The sequence below is a fragment of the Pseudomonas sp. GL_103 genome, assembly GCF_057835175.1.
On record NZ_CM174420.1, the window covers coordinates 1,964,850 to 1,983,688 of the forward strand.

Annotated in this window: 19 protein-coding genes; 7 read left to right on the forward strand and 12 right to left on the reverse strand. The window is 57.9% G+C overall.

The window, feature by feature from the left end; all coding sequences use genetic code 11:
* Window positions 1-62: 62 nt before the first annotated feature.
* The 4 genes from AC3IP0_RS08965 to AC3IP0_RS08980 form a co-directional block, all read right to left on the reverse strand.
* Entirely contained in the window at window positions 63-3,677 is a 3,615-nt protein-coding gene (locus tag AC3IP0_RS08965; RefSeq protein ID WP_489318965.1) for a calcium-binding protein, read from the reverse strand.
* 244 nt (window positions 3,678-3,921) lie between these two features.
* Complete coding sequence (locus AC3IP0_RS08970) at window positions 3,922-4,551, reverse strand: LysE family translocator (RefSeq protein WP_489318966.1); 630 nt, start codon at window positions 4,549-4,551, stop codon at window positions 3,922-3,924.
* A 72-nt stretch (window positions 4,552-4,623) separates the two neighbouring features.
* Window positions 4,624-5,973, reverse strand: coding sequence for an NCS2 family permease (locus AC3IP0_RS08975; RefSeq protein WP_489327190.1), 1,350 nt, complete (start codon window positions 5,971-5,973; stop codon window positions 4,624-4,626).
* 315 nt (window positions 5,974-6,288) lie between these two features.
* The gene (locus tag AC3IP0_RS08980) at window positions 6,289-6,735 is read right to left on the reverse strand and encodes a MarR family winged helix-turn-helix transcriptional regulator (RefSeq protein ID WP_489318968.1); all 447 of its coding nucleotides are present in this window, start codon (window positions 6,733-6,735) and stop codon (window positions 6,289-6,291) included.
* Window positions 6,736-6,817: 82 nt separating this feature from the next.
* Here AC3IP0_RS08980 and AC3IP0_RS08985 point away from each other — a divergent pair, with 82 nt between their 5' ends.
* Window positions 6,818-7,984, forward strand: a complete 1,167-nt coding sequence (locus AC3IP0_RS08985; RefSeq protein WP_489327192.1) for an aminotransferase-like domain-containing protein — start codon at window positions 6,818-6,820, stop codon at window positions 7,982-7,984.
* A 188-nt stretch (window positions 7,985-8,172) separates the two neighbouring features.
* On the opposite strand, the gene AC3IP0_RS08990 is transcribed toward AC3IP0_RS08985, so the two are convergent.
* From AC3IP0_RS08990 to AC3IP0_RS09010, 5 genes are all read right to left on the reverse strand, one after another.
* Window positions 8,173-8,544 carry a glutathione S-transferase N-terminal domain-containing protein gene (locus AC3IP0_RS08990; RefSeq protein WP_150724597.1) on the reverse strand — a complete coding sequence of 124 codons (372 nt, stop codon included), beginning with the start codon at window positions 8,542-8,544 and terminating at the stop codon, window positions 8,173-8,175.
* Between the two features lie 104 nt (window positions 8,545-8,648).
* On the reverse strand, window positions 8,649-9,194 hold the full coding sequence (gene folE, locus AC3IP0_RS08995; protein WP_007988130.1) for a GTP cyclohydrolase I FolE: 546 nt from the start codon (window positions 9,192-9,194) through the stop codon (window positions 8,649-8,651).
* Between the two features lie 77 nt (window positions 9,195-9,271).
* Window positions 9,272-9,829, reverse strand: a complete 558-nt coding sequence (locus tag AC3IP0_RS09000) for a Smr/MutS family protein (protein ID WP_057715753.1) — start codon at window positions 9,827-9,829, stop codon at window positions 9,272-9,274.
* Window positions 9,830-9,907: 78 nt separating this feature from the next.
* Window positions 9,908-10,228, reverse strand: coding sequence for a hypothetical protein (locus AC3IP0_RS09005; protein ID WP_008048404.1), 321 nt, complete (start codon window positions 10,226-10,228; stop codon window positions 9,908-9,910).
* 131 nt (window positions 10,229-10,359) lie between these two features.
* Window positions 10,360-10,950: a cysteine hydrolase family protein gene (locus AC3IP0_RS09010; RefSeq protein WP_046042958.1), complete on the reverse strand. Its 591-nt coding sequence runs from the start codon at window positions 10,948-10,950 to the stop codon at window positions 10,360-10,362.
* A gap of 238 nt (window positions 10,951-11,188) precedes the next feature.
* On the opposite strand from AC3IP0_RS09010, the gene prmB reads away from it, so the two are divergent.
* Window positions 11,189-12,097, forward strand: coding sequence for a 50S ribosomal protein L3 N(5)-glutamine methyltransferase (gene prmB, locus AC3IP0_RS09015; protein WP_489318970.1), 909 nt, complete (start codon window positions 11,189-11,191; stop codon window positions 12,095-12,097).
* Between the two features lie 90 nt (window positions 12,098-12,187).
* Here the strand turns inward: prmB and AC3IP0_RS09020 are convergent, their stop codons facing one another.
* Both AC3IP0_RS09020 and AC3IP0_RS09025 read right to left on the reverse strand, forming a co-directional pair.
* Window positions 12,188-12,979: a hypothetical protein gene (locus tag AC3IP0_RS09020; protein WP_489318971.1), complete on the reverse strand. Its 792-nt coding sequence runs from the start codon at window positions 12,977-12,979 to the stop codon at window positions 12,188-12,190.
* Between the two features lie 88 nt (window positions 12,980-13,067).
* Window positions 13,068-14,066, reverse strand: coding sequence for an alpha/beta hydrolase (locus AC3IP0_RS09025; RefSeq protein ID WP_489318972.1), 999 nt, complete (start codon window positions 14,064-14,066; stop codon window positions 13,068-13,070).
* A gap of 83 nt (window positions 14,067-14,149) precedes the next feature.
* Here AC3IP0_RS09025 and aroC point away from each other — a divergent pair, with 83 nt between their 5' ends.
* The 5 genes from aroC to mtnC are packed head-to-tail and all read left to right on the forward strand — an operon-like array spanning window position 14,150 to window position 18,285.
* Window positions 14,150-15,241, forward strand: a complete 1,092-nt coding sequence (gene aroC, locus AC3IP0_RS09030; protein WP_489318973.1) for a chorismate synthase — start codon at window positions 14,150-14,152, stop codon at window positions 15,239-15,241.
* 29 nt (window positions 15,242-15,270) lie between these two features.
* The gene (locus AC3IP0_RS09035) at window positions 15,271-16,422 is read left to right on the forward strand and encodes an MFS transporter (protein WP_489318974.1); all 1,152 of its coding nucleotides are present in this window, start codon (window positions 15,271-15,273) and stop codon (window positions 16,420-16,422) included.
* Window positions 16,419-17,039: a methylthioribulose 1-phosphate dehydratase gene (locus AC3IP0_RS09040; RefSeq protein ID WP_489318975.1), complete on the forward strand. Its 621-nt coding sequence runs from the start codon at window positions 16,419-16,421 to the stop codon at window positions 17,037-17,039. The genes AC3IP0_RS09035 and AC3IP0_RS09040 overlap by 4 nt, the downstream gene beginning before the upstream one ends.
* 12 nt (window positions 17,040-17,051) lie before the next feature.
* Window positions 17,052-17,597, forward strand: coding sequence for a 1,2-dihydroxy-3-keto-5-methylthiopentene dioxygenase (locus AC3IP0_RS09045; RefSeq protein WP_489318976.1), 546 nt, complete (start codon window positions 17,052-17,054; stop codon window positions 17,595-17,597).
* Between the two features lie 4 nt (window positions 17,598-17,601).
* The gene (gene mtnC, locus AC3IP0_RS09050; RefSeq protein ID WP_489318977.1) at window positions 17,602-18,285 is read left to right on the forward strand and encodes an acireductone synthase; all 684 of its coding nucleotides are present in this window, start codon (window positions 17,602-17,604) and stop codon (window positions 18,283-18,285) included.
* Window positions 18,286-18,404: 119 nt separating this feature from the next.
* Here mtnC and AC3IP0_RS09055 read toward each other — a convergent pair whose 3' ends face one another.
* Window positions 18,405-18,683 carry a DUF3509 domain-containing protein gene (locus AC3IP0_RS09055; protein WP_046042946.1) on the reverse strand — a complete coding sequence of 93 codons (279 nt, stop codon included), beginning with the start codon at window positions 18,681-18,683 and terminating at the stop codon, window positions 18,405-18,407.
* Window positions 18,684-18,839 lie beyond the last annotated feature (156 nt).

The window sequence follows — 18,839 nt, forward strand, 5'->3', positions numbered from 1 at the left end:
AAATATGCGTAATTTATGTAAGTGTGATCAGTCTGATAAAGGTCGGATTAATCATGTGTCGATTAATTCGTTTTCATCAGTGTCAGGCAGTGTTCTCGAAGCTGTATAAGTGCTTCCATGTCTAGGGAGAGGGTTTTTTTGAGCGCATTTTTTGCCAGTTGTTGGAATAGCGGTATGTGATGTTGGCAATGGTTGGTAATGCTCAAATCTGCGAGCTCGATAGGACGGGTTTTGTTGGAGTCGAGTATCCAGCGACGCTCGGCTAAGTGGTAATTCAATTGTCCGATGGATCCATCTTGCATTGCGATGTTTCTAACTTTTATTTCGTCGGTGTTTGTGTATTTTAATGATGGGGGTAACTCTACTTTATTATCCTTGGGTGGAAGGAAAAATCGGGCATCAATAGCGTCGATATAAACAGTTTCAAATATCAGATCTACTACATGCACGATGCCGTCAGGCATGATGACAAAAATGTTGTCGATAAGATCTTCAGGGCTGTTGTATTCAGGCAGGTGAATGACAGCGCTTCCAACGTGCAACCGGTTATTGATCAGGTTGACGTTGACATTGCCCAGCTGCGTTGCGTCAAATTCCCAGCTGGACGAGTGCGGCAAGCGTGGACTGGCACCGGCCAGAGCGCCAGGCGTGGAAATACGAAATGTTACGTCATGGCTGAGATGCACCAGGTATTTCGAGCCCTCGCCAATCAGGCTTTCAATGGCGGTTTGCTCGGGGTGAGAATTTAGCCGGACACATTTTTCACTCTTGCCCAAGGTATGGGCTTCATTGTCATGCGGCAATATAGGCGCAAACTTACCTGCCCTGGAGGCGAGGGGTAGTTGAACTGTGCGAGATAACAACATGTGATCGGAGATCTCGAACTTATCGTTGACGAATTCGTCAAGTGGCAATCTAGGCGGCATGAGGCGGTAAGATGTGCCATCCTTCAGGGTCAGAATGAAGTGATGATTCGGGAATAATACGGGGGCAGTAAGTCGATCATTGATTTTATGGGAGCCGGCGGTCCCTTGAGAACTTGCAAGATTCATGAATGTGAGTATTTTTGTACCAAAGTGCAGTCTCATGCTGCACTCTTTGTACATGATGCGTTTAAATCTTGATCCGTGTCTCAGGTCAACTTTGTAAGATGCCTCGACTTTACTTAACTCGTTGCTGGTCAGGTCGAGGTAAATCGTTGTTACCGCTGATTTGCTTGGTTGCGTTACACTGAATGTGATGTGCTCAACCGAGGGGGAAAGATAGTAGTTTGTATGTTTGTCATGCGGGACCGAGCAATCGGGTTGATAAAGAATGACTGGAAGTGAGGTTCTGCCCGGCTGAGTGATCACCACTTCAACGTCGAACGGTGCGTCAGTCAGAATCGTTTCCGGAAGATCAGGTACCAGATGGAAATTGTCCTGGGTAATGAATGTCTGCTTTCGGTTTCGCAGTGTTTTCTGGTCCTTGTTAGTTTGATAAACGTCTTTGATAATGACGATTCTTTCTTTGGTGTCGCTGAAGTCGAACCATGAGATGATGACTAAGTCCAGCTTATCGACTGTCCAACTCTTGATAAGATCCATCCGCCAATCCAGCGCAATGATACTTTCTTCTGCCCCGTCTTCAATGAGGCAAACATTGCCGGGCTTATGCGCAATAAAGTAATTATCTTTTCCGGGGCCGCCGTCCGCGGTTCCCATGCTACCGAGTAGATGTATCTGGTCATCGCCGGCCCCTGCTGTAACTCTATCGTTGCCTCGCGCCTTGATTATATTCGGGCCTGCGGTGCCGATGACCTCGTTTTGTGCTCCGGCCAGTGTTTCAATGTTTTCAATACTGTCAAGAAGTGCGTGGTGGTTATTTGTGCGATGTTTTCTGTCAGGGCTCAGAGTTATAATGGACATTTGACCAATGTCCAGGTCGACGTGATAGCCCAGGCGCTGTTTTGGGGGATTATCAAGTTCCCCGGACATCACCAGGGTGTCGCTACCTAAGCCGCCTTTCAATGTTGAAACAAGAGTGTTCGTCGGGCCGTCCGTGATCAGTGTGGTAGAGTCGCTGAAAACAAACTCATCATTTTTTTCACCACCGGTAAGTGTTTTGACTCCCGTTCCGTACTGGAAGGAATTGGGCTTTTTCTCAACACCTAAAATTGTATCGTTGCCTTTTCCGATCAACCACAAAACGCCTTTGTGCTCGGCTGCACTACCGAACACAGCGCCGGGCGTATCTTTTCGGACGCCGGTTCGGGCGTCGATCATGTCGTCGCCGTCGTTTATTTGTGGACGGTCGACGAGTTCGGTGGTTTCTGTTCCGGTCCACCAACTGGTGGTTTTTACGGGGATCTGTTTGACTGTGACATCGAAGTTGCCATTTACAATAACTTCGGTGCTGTCCTTCAATACTCCATTGAGCAGTTTTTCGGAGATCGCTCGCAGCCTCCTAGAATGTTCAGAGGCCGCCTTGGCGATGAGATAACGGTCTTGCACATTTTTGTCAGGGCTGATTCCCCAAAACGAGAACCAGCCGGTGCGCAAACGCTCATGGGTAGTGAGTTCGATGTAATCGTCGATTTCGTCCACGGTGCCAACCGCGCCCCAGATCTGCGAGCCGGCGACCAGGAGAAGTCCGGCTACCAGCCCGATGGGACCCGCGTACGAAAACCCTGCCAGGGCAGCGGTACCGAGGATGATTGTCATGGCGGCGCTGGTGACACTCAAACCCGCACTGACGTAGTGGGCGGTGGCCTCCTTGCCAGTCGTATTGGCAGCAGCATTGAACGAGTTGACGGCCGCAACAACATCGAATGGTAACGTCAATGCGCCGGCGATCAATCCGCCGCCTCTACCTAGCCGGACGCCAATCATGGTTTTCGCGAAATCCCGGTATGCGTGCTGACCCGCCTTGATCATTTGGGTCGCTTGTCTGGCCACTGCCAATTCAACGGCAACAGAAGTCAATTCCATTGCAATGCTGGCGCCGTTGAAGATGGTTTGGTAGGTGTCCTTGTTTCTTATGGCGTCCTGGAGACCCCGTAGACCGCTGTAGATACCAAAAGCCTGAAGTCCAACCCCTGTGCTCGCCATACCGCTGCTTTTTACCCGGTTAACCCAGCCAGGTGTGTGCTTCGGCATGTAGGCGTGGCGAATATCGAGTTTATGTGCCCCATTGAGCAGTTTTCGAAGTTTGAACCTATAGCTTCCTGATTCCTCTACTGTTGTTACTTCATCTCTAAGTAATACAGGCGCGGAGAGCGGTCGCCGGCTTGCGATCTCGAAAAGTAATGATGGCAGGAAGTAATCGTCCGCTGCTCCACTGGATTTCATGCAGGCTTCTATATTGCTAGCACTGAACTGCAACGCGTTAATGAAAGAACGTTTGGGCACGCGAAAAAAAGTGCTGCTGCCATCTAGAGGCTCGCCTCCGACAGTTGCACCTAGTGTATCCAGTGCTGACCTCGTAACCGAGAAGGAACCAATTTCAAGTGGGCCAAATAGTTGGTCCACTACTTTAAGTTGTGCGGCGTGTCGATTTTTATTTGAAAGAACTTGGGTGTGTTCGGTGTCCGAAAAATCTATGGTTGCGGCGGTTTTCTCATTTGCATGTACATCAATATCAATTATTTCTACAGCGTCATCGTGCTGTAGCGTGGATGCCTGAAAAACGGTTGTCATATAGAACGTCCTTGTTCTGGTTGTTTCTGTAGTTGGCAACTATATTATCGGTTGGTTGAAACTTACATGCTTCTATTATTGCTGAGTGTTGCGTGAGTGCAGCGCCGGCAATAAGTAAGTTTATGTGGGGGTGGGGGCGATGAATTGGGTGGGTTATATATAAATTAGGTCGCTGCCAATTTAGATGGGTTTGTAGTTGGGATGGCAGCGCTACCAAGTAAAAAGTTGAAATATAACTCTGGTGTCAGTGATTGTTTAGCAACGCGGCGGCTCCGGCGCTTGTGAACAACCCCGCACTCACCCGGTTAAACCAACTCTGCCCCTTGCCACTGCGCAGATATCGCGCGGCACCATGGGCGCCGAGGCCGTAAGCCAACTTGCAGGCCAGATCCAGCAGTGTCCAAGTGACAATCATCACCAGCAACTGCGGCAGGAACGGCTGTTCGGCACTCAGGAACTGCGGCAGGAAAGCGGCGAAGAACAGGATGTCCTTTGGATTACTGGCGCCCAGCATGAACGCACGCCCGAACAGTGCACGAAAGCGTGGCACCGGCGCGGCATGTGGCACTTCAGCGCCATGGGAAGGCAGGCGCGATTGCTGCCAGCTCTGCCAGGCGAGGTAGAACAGGTAAAGGGCGCCAAGAATCTTCAGGGCACTGAACAGCTGTTCCGAAGCCAGCAGCAGCGCACCCAGGCCCAGCGCCGAAGCACTCAGCAGGCAGATCGAGGCGGACACGCCGCCAAGAAAGGCCGGGTAAGAGCGGCGCAAGCCGTAATTCAGGCTGTTGCTGATCATCAGCAATGACAGCGGCCCCGGGATCAGGATCACTATCAGCGCAGCGCCGCTGAACAGCAGCCAGGTTTCCAGACTCATCACTTTCCTCCATTTGCACAAAAGCCCCACCCGACGGGGTGAGGCTGTTTTCAAGCGTGTACCGCGTGTGGCTTACAAGAAGATGAACTTGGCGATGAAGATCGCGCAGAGCACCCACAGGCTCACCGAAATTTCCTTGTGCTTGCCGGTACCGGCCTTCATCGCCACGTAGGTGATGAAGCCCAGCGCGATGCCGTCGGCGACCGAGAAGGTCAGCGGCATCATGATTGCGGTAACGATCGCCGGAATGCTGTCGGTGGCTTCGTCCCATTCGATGTGGGCCATGCCGCCCATCATCAGCATTGCTACATAAATCAGTGCGCCCGCGGTTGCATAGGCAGGAATCATCCCGGCCAGCGGTGCGAAGAACATGGCTGCAATAAATAGCACACCTACGGTCACTGCGGTAAGACCAGTCCGACCACCCGCTGCGACACCTGCAGCACTTTCCACGTAGCTGGTGACCGGCGGAACGCCGACTACCGCACCGAATACGCTGGAAGCACTGTCGGCTTTCATGGCGCGGGAGAGGTTTTCGATCTTGCCGTCAGCGCCCACCAGGTTGGCACGCTGGGCAACGCCCATCAGGGTGCCGGCGGTGTCGAACATGTGCACGAAGAGGAACGCCAGTACCACGCTGACCATGCTGATGTTGAATACACCCACAACGTTCATGGCCATCCAGGTCGGAGCCAGGCTCGGCGGGGCGGACATGATGCCCTCGTAGTGCACCAGCCCAAGGCCCCAACCGGCGAGAGTCACGGTGATGATGCTGATGAGGATCGCGCCGAACACCTTGTGATAGCTGAGGATGGCGATCATCAGGAAGCACACTGCGGCGAGCAGTGGGCCAGGTTCGCGCAGGGAGCCGAGCTTGATCAGCGTGGCCGGGCTATCGACGACGATACCCGCGGTTTTCAGGCCGATCAGCCCCAGGAACAGGCCCACACCGGCGCCCATGGCGAAGCGCAGGCTGACCGGGATACTGTTGAGCAGCCATTCGCGGATTCGCGAGAAGGTCAGGATCATGAACAACACACCGGACACAAACACCGCGCCGAGGGCGGTTTCCCAGTTGTAGCCCATGGTGCCGACCACGGTGTAGGTGAAGAACGCGTTCAGCCCCATGCCTGGTGCCAGGCCGACCGGCCAGTTGGCGTACAGGCCCATCAACAGGCAACCGAGTGCCGCGGCGATGCAGGTGGCGACGAATGCCGCACCGTGATCGATCCCGGCGTCGGCCATGATGTTGGGGTTGACGAAAATGATGTAAGCCATGGTGATGAAGGTTGTCAGTCCGGCAATCAGCTCGGTCTTCACCGTGGTGCCGTGCAAGCTGAGTTTGAACAGACGTTCCAGCAAGCCATTGCGTAATGGCGGCGAGAGATCCAGCGTCGATGCTTCGGATTTGCGGCTTTCCACAGCGAATACTCCTCAAGAGTTTTATTGTTATTTCCAGGGCCGGACCCATGAGGGTGGCAGCGGCCCTTTGAGGCACTTGCGAATTTGTTGACCGCTTGGTCAGGAACTCGCACGAAGTGGATTATGCTTTTGTATACAAAGAATGCAAATAATGTTTTTGGTTTTGTCGACGAAATATTTGGCTTTAGGGATATATCGCCTATTCCGACGCCTTCGCGAGCAAGCTCGCTCCCACATGAAAATGCGGTCAACTGTGGGAGCGAGCCTGCTCGCGAAGGGGACTGATCAGCCAATGCACATTAATCAGACAAACTCTCATTCAGCCTGCGAATGACTTTTCCCCAACGCCAGATTCACCGCCAGCCACCCATTCACCGCCGTCTCCCCGGCCTCGGCAAACACCCGCTCCAGCAATTTCACCTGCTCGCGGCGCAGCGCCTGTTCAAACCGCGCACCTTCGGCAGTCAACTCCAGCAGACGCTTACGCTTGTCGGTTTCGGACGCGACGCTGTCGACCAGATGCATCTCCAACAATTGCCGCAACGGCATGTTCAGCGCCTGCTTGCTCACGCCGAGCAACGCCAACAGCTCCTTCACGCTCAGGTTTGGATAGCGGGCGATGAAAAACACGATGCGCTGATGCACCCGACTCAGGCCGCGACGTTCGAGCATTTCATCGGCCTTGGCGGTAAAGGCCTGGTAGCCGAAGAAAAACGCTTCCATGGCCTGCTGCTGGGAAAGCGGGTTTTTAAGGTCAAGCATGTTGACGTATCCGTTCGAGGAGGCGTAATTTCGGTCAACAAGTTTGACTCATTTTCCACATGCCTCGCTACCGGTGATCCCCATGGCTTTTTCCGAACGTGTCTCGCGCCTTAAAAGTTCTTTGATCCGTGAAATCCTCGCCGCAGCCCAGCGCCCGCAGATGATGTCGTTTGCCGGCGGCCTGCCGGCCGAAGCCATGTTGCCAAAAGTCGATTGGGCCGAGATGCCGGTTTCCATGGGTCAATACGGCATGAGCGAAGGCGAGCCGGCACTGCGTGAAGCGCTGGCCACCGAGGCGCGAGCGTTGGGAGTGGCATGCGAGGCAAGCCAGGTGCTGGTGGTCAGCGGCTCACAGCAGACCCTCGACCTGGCGGCCAAGCTGTACATCGACAAGGGCACCGAAATCCTGCTCGAGGCGCCGACTTATCTGGCGGCGTTGCAGATTTTCCAGCTGTTCGGCGCCGATTGCCTGACCGTGCCGCTGGAGGCTGACGGCCCGAACCTGACGGAGCTACGCGCTCGCCTGGAACAACACCGCCCGGCCTTCATCTACCTGATCCCGACCTTCCAGAATCCATCGGCGGTGCGTTACAGCGAAACCAAGCGCGACGCGGTGGCGGCGTTGCTCGATGAATTTGGCGTGACGCTGATTGAGGACGAGCCTTACCGCGAGCTGACCTTCGACGGTGGCAGCGCTACGCCGATTGTCAGCCGCTTGAAGAAGGCGAGCTGGATCTACACTGGGACCGTGTCGAAAACCCTGTTGCCGGGTTTACGTGTCGGCTACTTGATCGCCAGCCCGGACCTGTTTCCCCATCTGTTGAAACTCAAGCAGTCGGCGGATTTGCACACCAATCGCGTAGGCCAGTGGCAGGCGCTGCAATGGATCGGCAGCGAGAAGTATCAGCAACACCGCAGTGAGTTGCGCGATTTTTATCGGGGGCGTCGGGATGCGTTTCAGGCTGCGCTGGAAACTCATTTCTCGGATCTGGCGGACTGGAACGTGCCGCAGGGCGGGCTGTTCTTCTGGTTGAAACTCAAGCAGCCGCAGGACACCCGCACCTTGCTCAACGCCGCGCTGGCCAACGACGTGGCGTTCATGCCGGGGGAACCGTTCTTCCCCGAGCCGGATAATCATCCGGGGTATCTGCGGTTGAACTTCAGCCACATTGATCCGGCGCGGCTGGATGAGGGGCTCGAGCGGTTGGCGGCGGTGGTGCGACAGGCGCAGGCGGCGCAAGCAGCCTGAAAACAAATAAACCGGCGCAAGGGCCGGTTTATTTTTGTCTGAAATTTTGCGGTGCCGGTGTAGGCCCCTTCGCGAGCAGGCTCGCTCCCACATTGGATCTGTTTTGAACACAAATCCTGTTCACAACAAAGTTCTACTGTGGGAGCGAGCCTGCTCGCGATAGGGCCATCAGCCCCACCTCAGAAACATCAGGCCGCCGCGAAACGCTTGTCCAGATAATCAATGATCACCTTGGACTCGTACATCCAGGTGGTCTGGCCATTCTCTTCAATGCGCAGGCACGGCACCTTGATCTTGCCGCCTTGCTCCAGCAAGGTCTGGCGATCCTGTTCGTTGTTCTTCGCATCGCGAAGGGCCACCGGCACATTCAGGCGGCGCAGGGTGCGGCGGGTCTTCACGCAGAATGGGCAGGCGTGGAATTGATACAGGGTCAGACCCTTGGCGGCGGATTCGACCTGAGCCTGAGCAGCGGCGGGGCGCTTCTTCTTGCTTGGGCGAGTAATGAAGTCGATGAAGATGATCAGTTGGCCAAGGCCGACACGAAGCGCTTTTACGAACACGTTGAAAGCCTCACGGTGCAAACGAAGAAGGGCGCGCAGCTTACCTGATTTTTTGCAGGCGAAAAAAAACCGGCGATGAATGCCGGTTTTCTTCGTGCCGCGAATTACTTGATGAGGCTGAGGAATTCGCTGCGGGTGGCCGCGTTCTCGCGGAACTCACCGAGCATCACCGAGGTGATCATCGTCGAATTCTGCTTTTCCACGCCGCGCATCATCATGCACATGTGCTTGGCCTCGATCACCACCGCAACGCCCAGGGCGCCGGTGACCTGCTGGACCGCGTCGGCGATCTGGCGGCTGAGGTTTTCCTGGATCTGCAGGCGACGGGCGTACATATCGACGATCCGCGCCACCTTCGACAGGCCAAGGACCTTGCCGCTCGGGATGTAGGCGACGTGAGCCTTGCCGATGAACGGCAGCAGGTGGTGTTCGCACAACGAGTACAACTCGATGTCCTTGACCAGCACCATTTCGCTGTTGTCGGAGCTGAACAGGGCACCGTTGGTGACCTCTTCCAGTGTCTGTTCATAGCCGCGGCAGAGGTACTGCATGGCTTTGGCGGCACGTTTTGGCGTGTCGAGCAGGCCTTCGCGGGAAACGTCCTCGCCGAGCTGGCCGAGGATCGCCGTGTAATTCTGTTCCAGGGACATGAAACTACCTGTGGGATTTTACGCAAAGGGCAAGGGTACGGTGACGGACACGACGCTGCAAGCGTGACGCGTCAGCTTTACTCGTCGCGACCTTCCATCATGGTGCGTTTGAGCATCACATAAACCGCGCCGGCACCACCATGTTTCGCCTGGCACGAGGTGAAGCCGAGCACCTGTGGATGCTGGCGCAGCCAGGTGTTGACGTGGCTTTTGATCATCGGCCGCTTGCCGTCCAGGCGTACCGCCTTGCCATGGGTGACGCGCACGCAGCGGATTTCGAATTTGGTGGCTTCGGCCAGGAACGCCCAGAGGGTTTCCCGGGCCTTTTCCACGCTCATGCCGTGCAGGTCGAGGCTGCCTTCGAACGGAATCTGCCCGACCTTGAGCTTGCGCATCTGGCTTTCCTGCACGCCATCGCGGGCCCACATCAGCTCGTCTTCAGGGCCGACGTCGATGACGAACTGATCGGACAGCCCGTCGACGGTGGTGGATTCGGTGCGTACGGTGGCCGCTTGACGCAGCTTGGCAATCTGCGCGCGGTCAGCCTTGGGTTTGCCGGTTTCGGCGCGATCGTGCTTGATCGGCTTGACGCCTTGGATCGCGCTTTTGAACAGGGAAAAATCGTCGTCTTGCATGTCAGCCTCCGCGAAGGGCGGCCAGTTTACCCAACTCGAAGCGAATCGGGCGCGACAAAAACGCGCGCGACGCCTGACTCAGTCGTGTTTTTTCATCAAGTGCGGGGACATGGCCAGCTCCCGCGACTGTCGCGAGCGACGACGGCAACGGCGCCATAGCCAGACACCGAGGTACAGCACGAACAGGCCGATGGCCAGGATCACGGCGGCACCGGTGCGGCTGGTGTTCAATTCACCCAGGGCGGGTGCGTGGCCGAGCAGGCTGGCGGCACCGGCCATGGCGAGTAGCACGCCGCACATCGCCAGCAACGCCGCGAACGTCGCGCCGATTCGAAAACGCCAGTTGCTTTGGCCTTTGGGCCGCAAGCGGCGAGCGTCAAAACCATCGGATAACTTCATTCCGACCTTCCTCAATGGGTATCGGCCCTTCGACCGGGAGTTGACCGGGATGTTCCTGAGGCTAAGACAATTACGGCAAATGGGAGGCTTTTGCGGATGAGCGGCGTTCCTGGCCGCTCATTGAGCGTCGATCAGATCAGTTCACGGGTCAGCGCGAGGGTGGCGAAGTTGTCGCCCATGATCGCCATTTCCGTCTGATGAACGTGCGCGGCACTGAGCACGCCGCCCTTGTAAGGCAGGTCGCGGGTGGCGCACGCGTCTTCCACCAGGGTGCAGCGGAAGCCCAGGTTCTTGGCGGCACGCACCGTGGTGCTGACGCTGGAGTGGCTCATGAAGCCGCAGACGATCAGGTCAAGGGCACCGAGGTCTTCCAGGCGTTTTGCCAGTTCGGTGCCGTGAAACGCGCTTGGCAACAATTTGCCGATGACGGTTTCATCGCTCTGTGGCTCCAGGCCCGGAATGAACTCACCACCTACGCCCTGGGGGTTGAACAGCCCGCCGAGCGTACCGAGGTGGCGGACATGCACGATCGGCCGGCCGGCGGCGCGGGCAGCGGCGAGCAATTGCTTGATGTTCGCGACAGCTTCATCCATGCCACTCAGGGCCAGGGGACCGCTGAGGTATTCTTTCTGGGCATCGATGATGACCAGCGTGGCATGGCTCAGATTGGCCGCTGCATAACCGCGGCCGCTGAGTTGAAACATCGTTTTTGGAACGGACATTCTGGGGCTCCTTGGAGTGGGGCTTTTGCGCCATTGTCCTCTGGCTGAGCGGTTCTGTGAATCGCTACGATCGTAGGTGCCGTCGTTGCTGGCCTGTAGCCTTGTCAATAGTCACGTTTTGTTCAAGAGCCTGGCGAAAAAATGGATAACTCCTACATTTGAATCGGTAGTTTCCCGCGTCGTCGTGACGTCGTTTGACTGGTAGAATCGCCCGTCGATTTTTCTGGAGTTTGCCGTCGTGATCACTTCCCGCCTTCGCACCCTGCGTGACCATATCCGTTGGGCCGTCAGCCGCTTCCATGGGGAGGATCTGTTTTTCGGCCATGGCACTGACAACGCCTGGGACGAAGCCCGGCAATTGGTGTTGGGCGCACTGCACCTGCCGTGGGAAATCGCCGACAGCTACCTCGACTGTAATCTGGAAGAGGACGAACTGGTTCACCTGCAGCTTTTGCTCAAGCGCCGCATCGAAGATCGGGTGCCTACCGCGTATCTGCTGGGCGAGGCCTGGTTCTGTGGCATGTCGTTCATCGTCGACGAGCGTGTGCTGATCCCGCGCTCACCCATCGGCGAGTTGATTGAAAACCGGTTTACCCCGTGGCTGGCTACCGAGCCGGCGCGGATTCTCGACCTGTGTACCGGTTCCGGTTGCATCGGCATCGCCTGCGCCTACGAGTTCCAGCATGCCGAAGTGGTGTTGGCGGACCTGTCGTTCGATGCACTGGAAGTGGCCAATCAGAACATCGAACGCCATGGTGTCGATGAGCGTGTGTACACGGTGCAGGGCGACGGCTTCGAAGGCTTGCCGGGACAACGTTTCGACCTGATCGTGTCGAACCCGCCCTACGTCGATGCGGAAGATTTCGCCGACATGCCGGACGAATACCAGCACGAACCGGAACTGGGTCTGGCCTGCGGTGATGACGGTTTGAACCTGGTGCGGCGCATGCTCGCCGAGGCGGCGGATCATCTGACCGAGAAGGGCTTGCTGATTGTCGAAGTGGGCAACAGTCAGGTGCACGTCGAGGCGTTGTACCCGGAAGTCGACTTCGCCTGGCTGGAGTTCGAGCGTGGTGGTCATGGTGTGTTCATGCTCAGCGCGCAGCAGTGCCGGGAGCATCAGGCGTTGTTCGCTTCTCGCGTCTGACCTTTAAACGCAAAAGATCGCAGCCTTCGGCAGCTCCTACAAGGGTATGAGTACACCTGTAGGAGCTGCCGAAGGCTGCGATCTTTTGATTTACCGGTGCGTGGCAATCCAGATCAACAACCCCGCCTGAAACACCGCAAACGCCACCAGGCAGGTGATGGTGAATCGCAGCCCGGCGTCTTCGCGTTTGTACTTGCTGACCTTCTCTTCGTGTTTCTTGAGTTTGACTTCCTGCTCGGCCAGGTTCTGCTCGGCTTGCTGGAGCATCTGCGCCGCCTCGAGAATTTCCACGACCTGCAGTTTTTCGCTGTTCCAGTCGCCAGCCAGGTCGCCGACCTTGACCGGCTTGACGCTGCCTTTCAAATGCTGGGCATCGGCATACACCACGTCGAAACCGTGCACACGCAAAAAATGATCGCGGCGCAGGCGGGTATCTTCGTTCAACGCGTCCTTGTTGTTCAGGTCAAAGCCGTCGACGGTGTAGGTCGGCCAGCGCTTCTTCGCCCAGTTGATGCCCTGGGCCGCCATGTAGCGACCAATGCCGCGGTTCAGCGGTTCAATCTGCAATCCGCTTTCCGGTCCGAAATGCACGCGTTTTTCGGCGTGATCGACCCACACGTCCAGATGATTCTGTTCCTTGCGTACGCGCTGGCCGGGCAGGGTGATGCTCATGCGCATCAGGCTGCGTTCCTTGTCGTTGCGTTCGGCATAGCCTAATTCGACAAAGCGCAATGGGCGCCCGCCGGTGTTGCGGTCAGTCTGCAGCGGTGCCAGACGGAGCATCTTGTGGTGCTCGACGTGGACGTCCGCCCAGGGCAGCTCGACCGCTGGCGGTGCGTCTTTTTCAGCGCTGGTGTCGGGTGAAGTCTGGGTGTCAGTCATAACGGCGAGATCCTGTCCAAGCTCAGCTTGTCGCCAACCAATGTGTTGGCGACAAAGGCTTATCGGCCGTTTTTTTCAAGACTGGAGGTTAACTGGCGCGAAGTCCGTCAATAAAACCGAGGATTCGCGTGCCCAGTTCCGCCGCCAGGGGCAACTGCGGGTCCTTATAGGAGGCCAGTTGGCGTTTGACGTCGTTGGGCACGATGCGCATGACGTGGTTCATGCCCTCGATCAGCGCCAGTTCGGCATCCGGTTTGGCCGCCTTGAGCAGCCTTGCGTCATTGACGCCGACCTGGATGTCGTTGCTGCCCTGGATGATCAGCGCCGGCATCTTCAGCCTGGCGAACGCTGCGGCCGGGTCCTGGCGGAACAGGGAAATCAGGTAAGGCTGCACGCTCGGGCGGAAAATCACCTGCAAGGGTGGCGGCACATTGTCGTCGGTTTTCCCGGCCTTGAGGCTGTCGAGCAATTCATTGCTGCGCAGCATCAGCGGTGGCGGCAGGCGATTGCCCAGTTGCTCGCGAATGACCTGATCCACCGGCCTTGCGCTGCCCGAGACAGAAATCACCGCGTCGGCATCGATATCCGGCGCAGCGAGGCTGGCGATCAAGGCGCCTTCGCTGTGACCCAGCACGATCAACTGGCCGAAACGCGGATCGGTCTTGAGTTTCCGGCCCCAGGCCTGGGCGTCGGCCACGTAGGCTTCCACCGTCAGATTGCGTTCATCCGGGGTCGCCGCCAGGCTCGCGGCCACGCCACGCTTGTCGTAACGCACGCTGGCGATGTTGTGTTTGGCCAGCACCCAGGCCAGGCGCTTGAGGCTGTCATTGCGCCCGCCGTCGGCGTTGTTTCCGTCACGATCCGTAGGACCGGAGCCTGAAATGATCAGGACAACCGGCACTCGATTATCGGATTTTGGCAGTAACAGCGAGCCGAAAAGCTCGCCGGTGCCGGTATCCAATGTGATCGGTCGTTGCAGGACAGTCGCCTGGGCGAAGCCGGAAATCAGGGTAAGGCTCAAGGCTAGAACTCGCAGCATCATCGCGCCATCATCAAGAATATGCCGGTTGGACTCACCGGCACCCATAAGGTTCGAGGATGAACTACTTGGGTAGCCTGCGTATACTGGCGCGCATTACGTATTCAGGTTCATTTCACGGAGCGTCCTGCATGTCCGGCAATACCTACGGCAAGCTGTTCACTGTCACCACCGCGGGCGAAAGCCATGGCCCGGCGTTGGTCGCCATTGTCGATGGCTGCCCGCCGGGGCTGGAGATATCCCTGGAGGATCTGCAGCGTGACCTGGACCGCCGCAAGCCCGGCACCAGCCGCCACACCACCCAGCGCCAGGAAGCCGACGAAGTCGAAATCCTCTCCGGCGTGTTCGAAGGCCGCACCACTGGCTGCCCGATCGGCCTGCTGATCCGCAACACCGACCAGAAGTCCAAGGACTACTCGGCGATCAAGGATCTGTTCCGCCCGGCTCACGCCGACTACACCTACCACCACAAGTACGGCGAGCGCGACTACCGCGGCGGCGGTCGCAGCTCGGCCCGCGAAACCGCGATGCGCGTCGCGGCCGGTGCGATTGCGAAGAAGTACCTGGCCAGCCAGGGCATCGTCATTCGCGGCTACATGAGCCAGCTGGGGCCGATTGAAATCCCGTTCAAGACCTGGGATTCGGTCGAGCAGAACGCCTTCTTCAGCCCGGATCCGGACAAGGTGCCGGAACTGGAAGCCTACATGGACCAGTTGCGTCGCGACCAGGATTCGGTTGGCGCGAAAATCACCGTGGTCGCCGAAGGCGTGATGCCGGGCCTGGGCGAGCCGATCTTCGACCGCCTCGACGCCGAACTGGCCCATGCGCTGATGAGCATCAACGCGGTCAAGGGCGTGGAAATCGGCGCCGGTTTCGCCAGCGTCGCCCAGCGTGGCACCGAACACCGCGATGAAATGACCCCGGAAGGTTTCCTCAGCAACAACGCGGGTGGCATTCTCGGCGGTATTTCCTCCGGTCAGCCTATCGTTGCGCACCTGGCGCTGAAGCCGACGTCGAGCATCACCACGCCGGGCCGTTCCATCGACATCCATGGCAACCCGGTGGAAGTGATCACCAAGGGCCGTCACGACCCGTGCGTGGGCATCCGCGCCACGCCGATTGCCGAGGCGATGATGGCCATCGTGCTGATGGATCACCTGCTGCGCCACCGCGGGCAGAACGCCGATGTGCGTGTGAGCACGCCGGTGCTGGGTCAGCTGTAAATGGTTGACTTCATGGTCGCAGCCGTCTGATGGCGACTGCGGCGCTCCCATACTGGCGGCTTTCCAGTTTCTATTTGTTCTATTTCGCCTTGCTCGGTTCGACAGCGCCGTTTCTGGCGCTGTACTTCGATCACCTGGGGTTCAGCGCCGCGCGCATCGGCGAGTTGGTGGCGATCCCGATGCTGATGCGCTGCGTGGCGCCGAACATCTGGGGCTGGCTGGGCGACTACACCGGTCGGCGGCTGGCCATCGTGCGCTTTGGCGCGGTGTGCACGCTGCTGACCTTTTCGCTGATTTTCGTCAGCAAGACCTACGCCTGGCTGGCGATGGTCATGGCCTTGCATGCGTTCTTCTGGCACGCGGTGTTGCCGCAGTTCGAAGTCATCACCCTGGCGCACTTGCAGGGCCAGACCTCGCGCTACAGCCAGATTCGCCTGTGGGGCTCGATCGGTTTCATCATCACCGTGGTCGCGCTGGGCCGTTTGTTCGAATGGCTGAGCCTGGACATCTACCCGGCGGCGTTGGTGTTGATCCTGGCCGGCATCGTGCTCAGCAGCCTGTGGGTGCCCAATGCCCAACCGGCGCCGGGCAACCGGGTGGCGGGGGAGGGATTCCTCAAGCAACTGCGCAGCCCCGGCGTGTTGGCGTTTTACGGTTGTGTGGCGCTGATGCAGATGAGCCATGGGCCTTATTACACGTTCTTGACGCTGCATCTTGAGCACCTGGGTTACAGCCGTGGTGTGATCGGCATGCTCTGGGCGGTCGGCGTGGTCGCCGAAGTTTTGATGTTCTTGGCCATGAGCAAGATCCTCGCGCGGTTTTCCCTGCGCCGGGTGCTGATGGCGAGTTTTCTGCTGGCGGCGTTGCGCTGGTTGCTGCTCGGGTCGTTGGCCGAATTCCTTTGGGTATTGCTGTTTGCCCAGGTGCTGCACGCGGCGACGTTCGGCAGCTTTCACGCCGCTGCCATTTCATTCGTGCAACGTAGCTTCGGTGCGCGCCAGCAAGGCCAGGGCCAGGCGCTGTATGCCGCATTGGCCGGCACCGGTGGAGCGTTGGGCGCGTTGTATTCCGGCTACAGCTGGAATGCCCTCGGCGCGGCATGGACATTTAGTATTGCCAGTCTCGCAGCCGTCGCGGCTGCCGTTATCATTGCCACACGCATGCAAGAGGACAGGCCATGAGCCTTACCCGTGAACAACTCGCTCAGGAAATCATCGACGCCGGGCGTTTTCTGTATGGCCGCGGCTGGTCGCCGGCCACCAGCAGCAATTACTCGACCCGCCTGTCGCCTACCGAAGCCTTGCTGACCGTGTCCGGCAAGCACAAGGGGCAACTGGGCATGGACGACGTGCTGGCCACTGACCTGTCGGGCAACAGCCTGGAACCAGGTAAGAAACCGTCCGCCGAAACCCTGCTGCACACCCAGCTCTACACCTGGCGCCCGGAGATCGGTGCCGTGCTGCACACCCACTCGGTGAACGCCACCGTGCTGTCGCGCCTGACGCCGCAAGACTTCATCGAGTTCGAAGACTACGAACTGCAAAAGGCCTTCAGCGGTGTGACGACCCACGAATCCCGGGTGCGCGTGCCGATTTTCGACAACGACCAGGACATTGCGCGCCTGGCCGCCAAGGTGCAGCCTTGGCTGGACGCCCATCCCGATTGCGTCGGCTACCTGATCCGTGGCCATGGCCTCTACACCTGGGGCGCGCGCATGAGCGATGCCCTGCGACAGATCGAGGCCTTTGAGTTTTTGTTCGAGTGCGAGCTGAAAACGCGCTCCATCTTGCATCGTTAAGGAGTTGCCCTGATGAGCAGCCTGTCCGTCTATCACGTCTCCAGCCCTGAAATCCCCAACAAGGTGCTGACCCATTTCGAAGACATCGCCTCGACCCTGGCCGAGCAGGGTGTGCGCTTCGACCGCTGGCAAGCGGCGGCGAAGATCCAGCCGGGCGCCAGTCAGGATGAAGTGATTGCTGCCTACCAGGAGCAAATCGACCAGCTGATGACCGAGCGCGGTTACGTCACTGTCGATGTGATCAGCCTCAACAGCGATCACCCGCAAAAAGCCGAACTGCGTGCCAAGTTCCTCGACGAACATCGCCACGGCGAAGATGAAGTACGATTTTTCGTCGCCGGCCGTGGCCTGTTTACCCTGCACATCGACGATTACGTCTACGCGGTGCTGTGCGAGAAAAACGACCTGATCTCGGTACCGGCCGGCACCAAGCACTGGTTCGACATGGGCGAACATCCGCATTTCGTCGCGATCCGTCTGTTCAACAACCCGGAAGGTTGGGTCGCCAATTTCACCGGCGAAGACATCGCCAGCCAATTCCCGCGCCTGGAGGACTGAGTCGATGCCGATCAAAGCGATTCTCACCGACATCGAAGGCACCACCAGCGCGGTGAGTTTTGTGTTCGATGTGCTGTTCCCCTATGCCGCCAAACACTTGCCGGCGTTTGTCCGTCAGCACGCCGACCGCGCCGATGTGGCGGAGCAACTGGCTGCCGTGCGTCGCGACAGCAACGAACCGGACGCCGACGTCGAGCGGGTCATCGAGATCCTGTTGGGCTGGATCGCTGAAGACCGCAAGGCCACGCCGTTGAAAGCGTTGCAGGGCATGGTCTGGGAACAGGGCTATCAGGCCGGGCAGTTGAAGGGCCACGTGTACCCGGACGCCGTTGAAGCGCTGAAGCGCTGGCATCAGGACGGCTTTCAACTGTTTGTTTACTCGTCCGGTTCGATCCAGGCCCAGCGGTTGATCTTCGGTTGCTCGGAGGCGGGGGATCTGACGCCACTGTTCAGCGGCTATTTCGATACCACTTCGGGCCCCAAGCGCGAGGCGCAGTCCTACGCCAACATCACGCAAGCCATCAACGTCGAGGCGGGGCAGATTCTGTTTCTGTCGGACATCGTCGAGGAACTCGACGCGGCGCGCACGGCGGGGATGGCCACCTGCGGGTTGGCCCGTGAGGGCGGCGAACTGGCAGGTCATATCACCGTGGACAGCTTTGCGCGGATAAACCCCGCTAATCTCTAAACGCCACAAAACCTGTGGGAGCGAGCCTGCTCGCGAAGAGGCCGTGTCAGTCAACATCAACGTTGAATGACACTCCGCTTTCGCGAGCAGGCTCGCTCCCACATTTTTTTCCGCATTTTCTACAGCGAGTGATAGGTCGGCAGCGCAAACCGTTGCTGGCTCTGCAGCATGGAAATCTGCGGCAGTTCACTGGCTTGTTCGGCGAGGTCGCGGCGAATCGCACTGATCACCCACGTCAGTTGGTCACCATTGTGCAATTGCTGGTAGGAAATCGAGCGCTTGAACACTTTGCCTTCGCCGCCGCTCAGGGTCAGCAGGATCCCACCGTCAGGGCGGGCCTGGGTGGTGACTTCGAAGTTGGAGAACAGGGACGAAAATTTTTCCTGAATCAGGTTCATGTCTTTCAGCTCCGTTGGCTCTTGAATGGCAAGCATACGGAGAGGGTTGCAGTGATTGTGCCAGCCTTGGCTGCTTGAAAATAACGTTATAAAACAACAAGTTAGTATCAGTGGTGATTTTTGCTTTCGTGCATTCTGCATGAACGGCCATCGTGC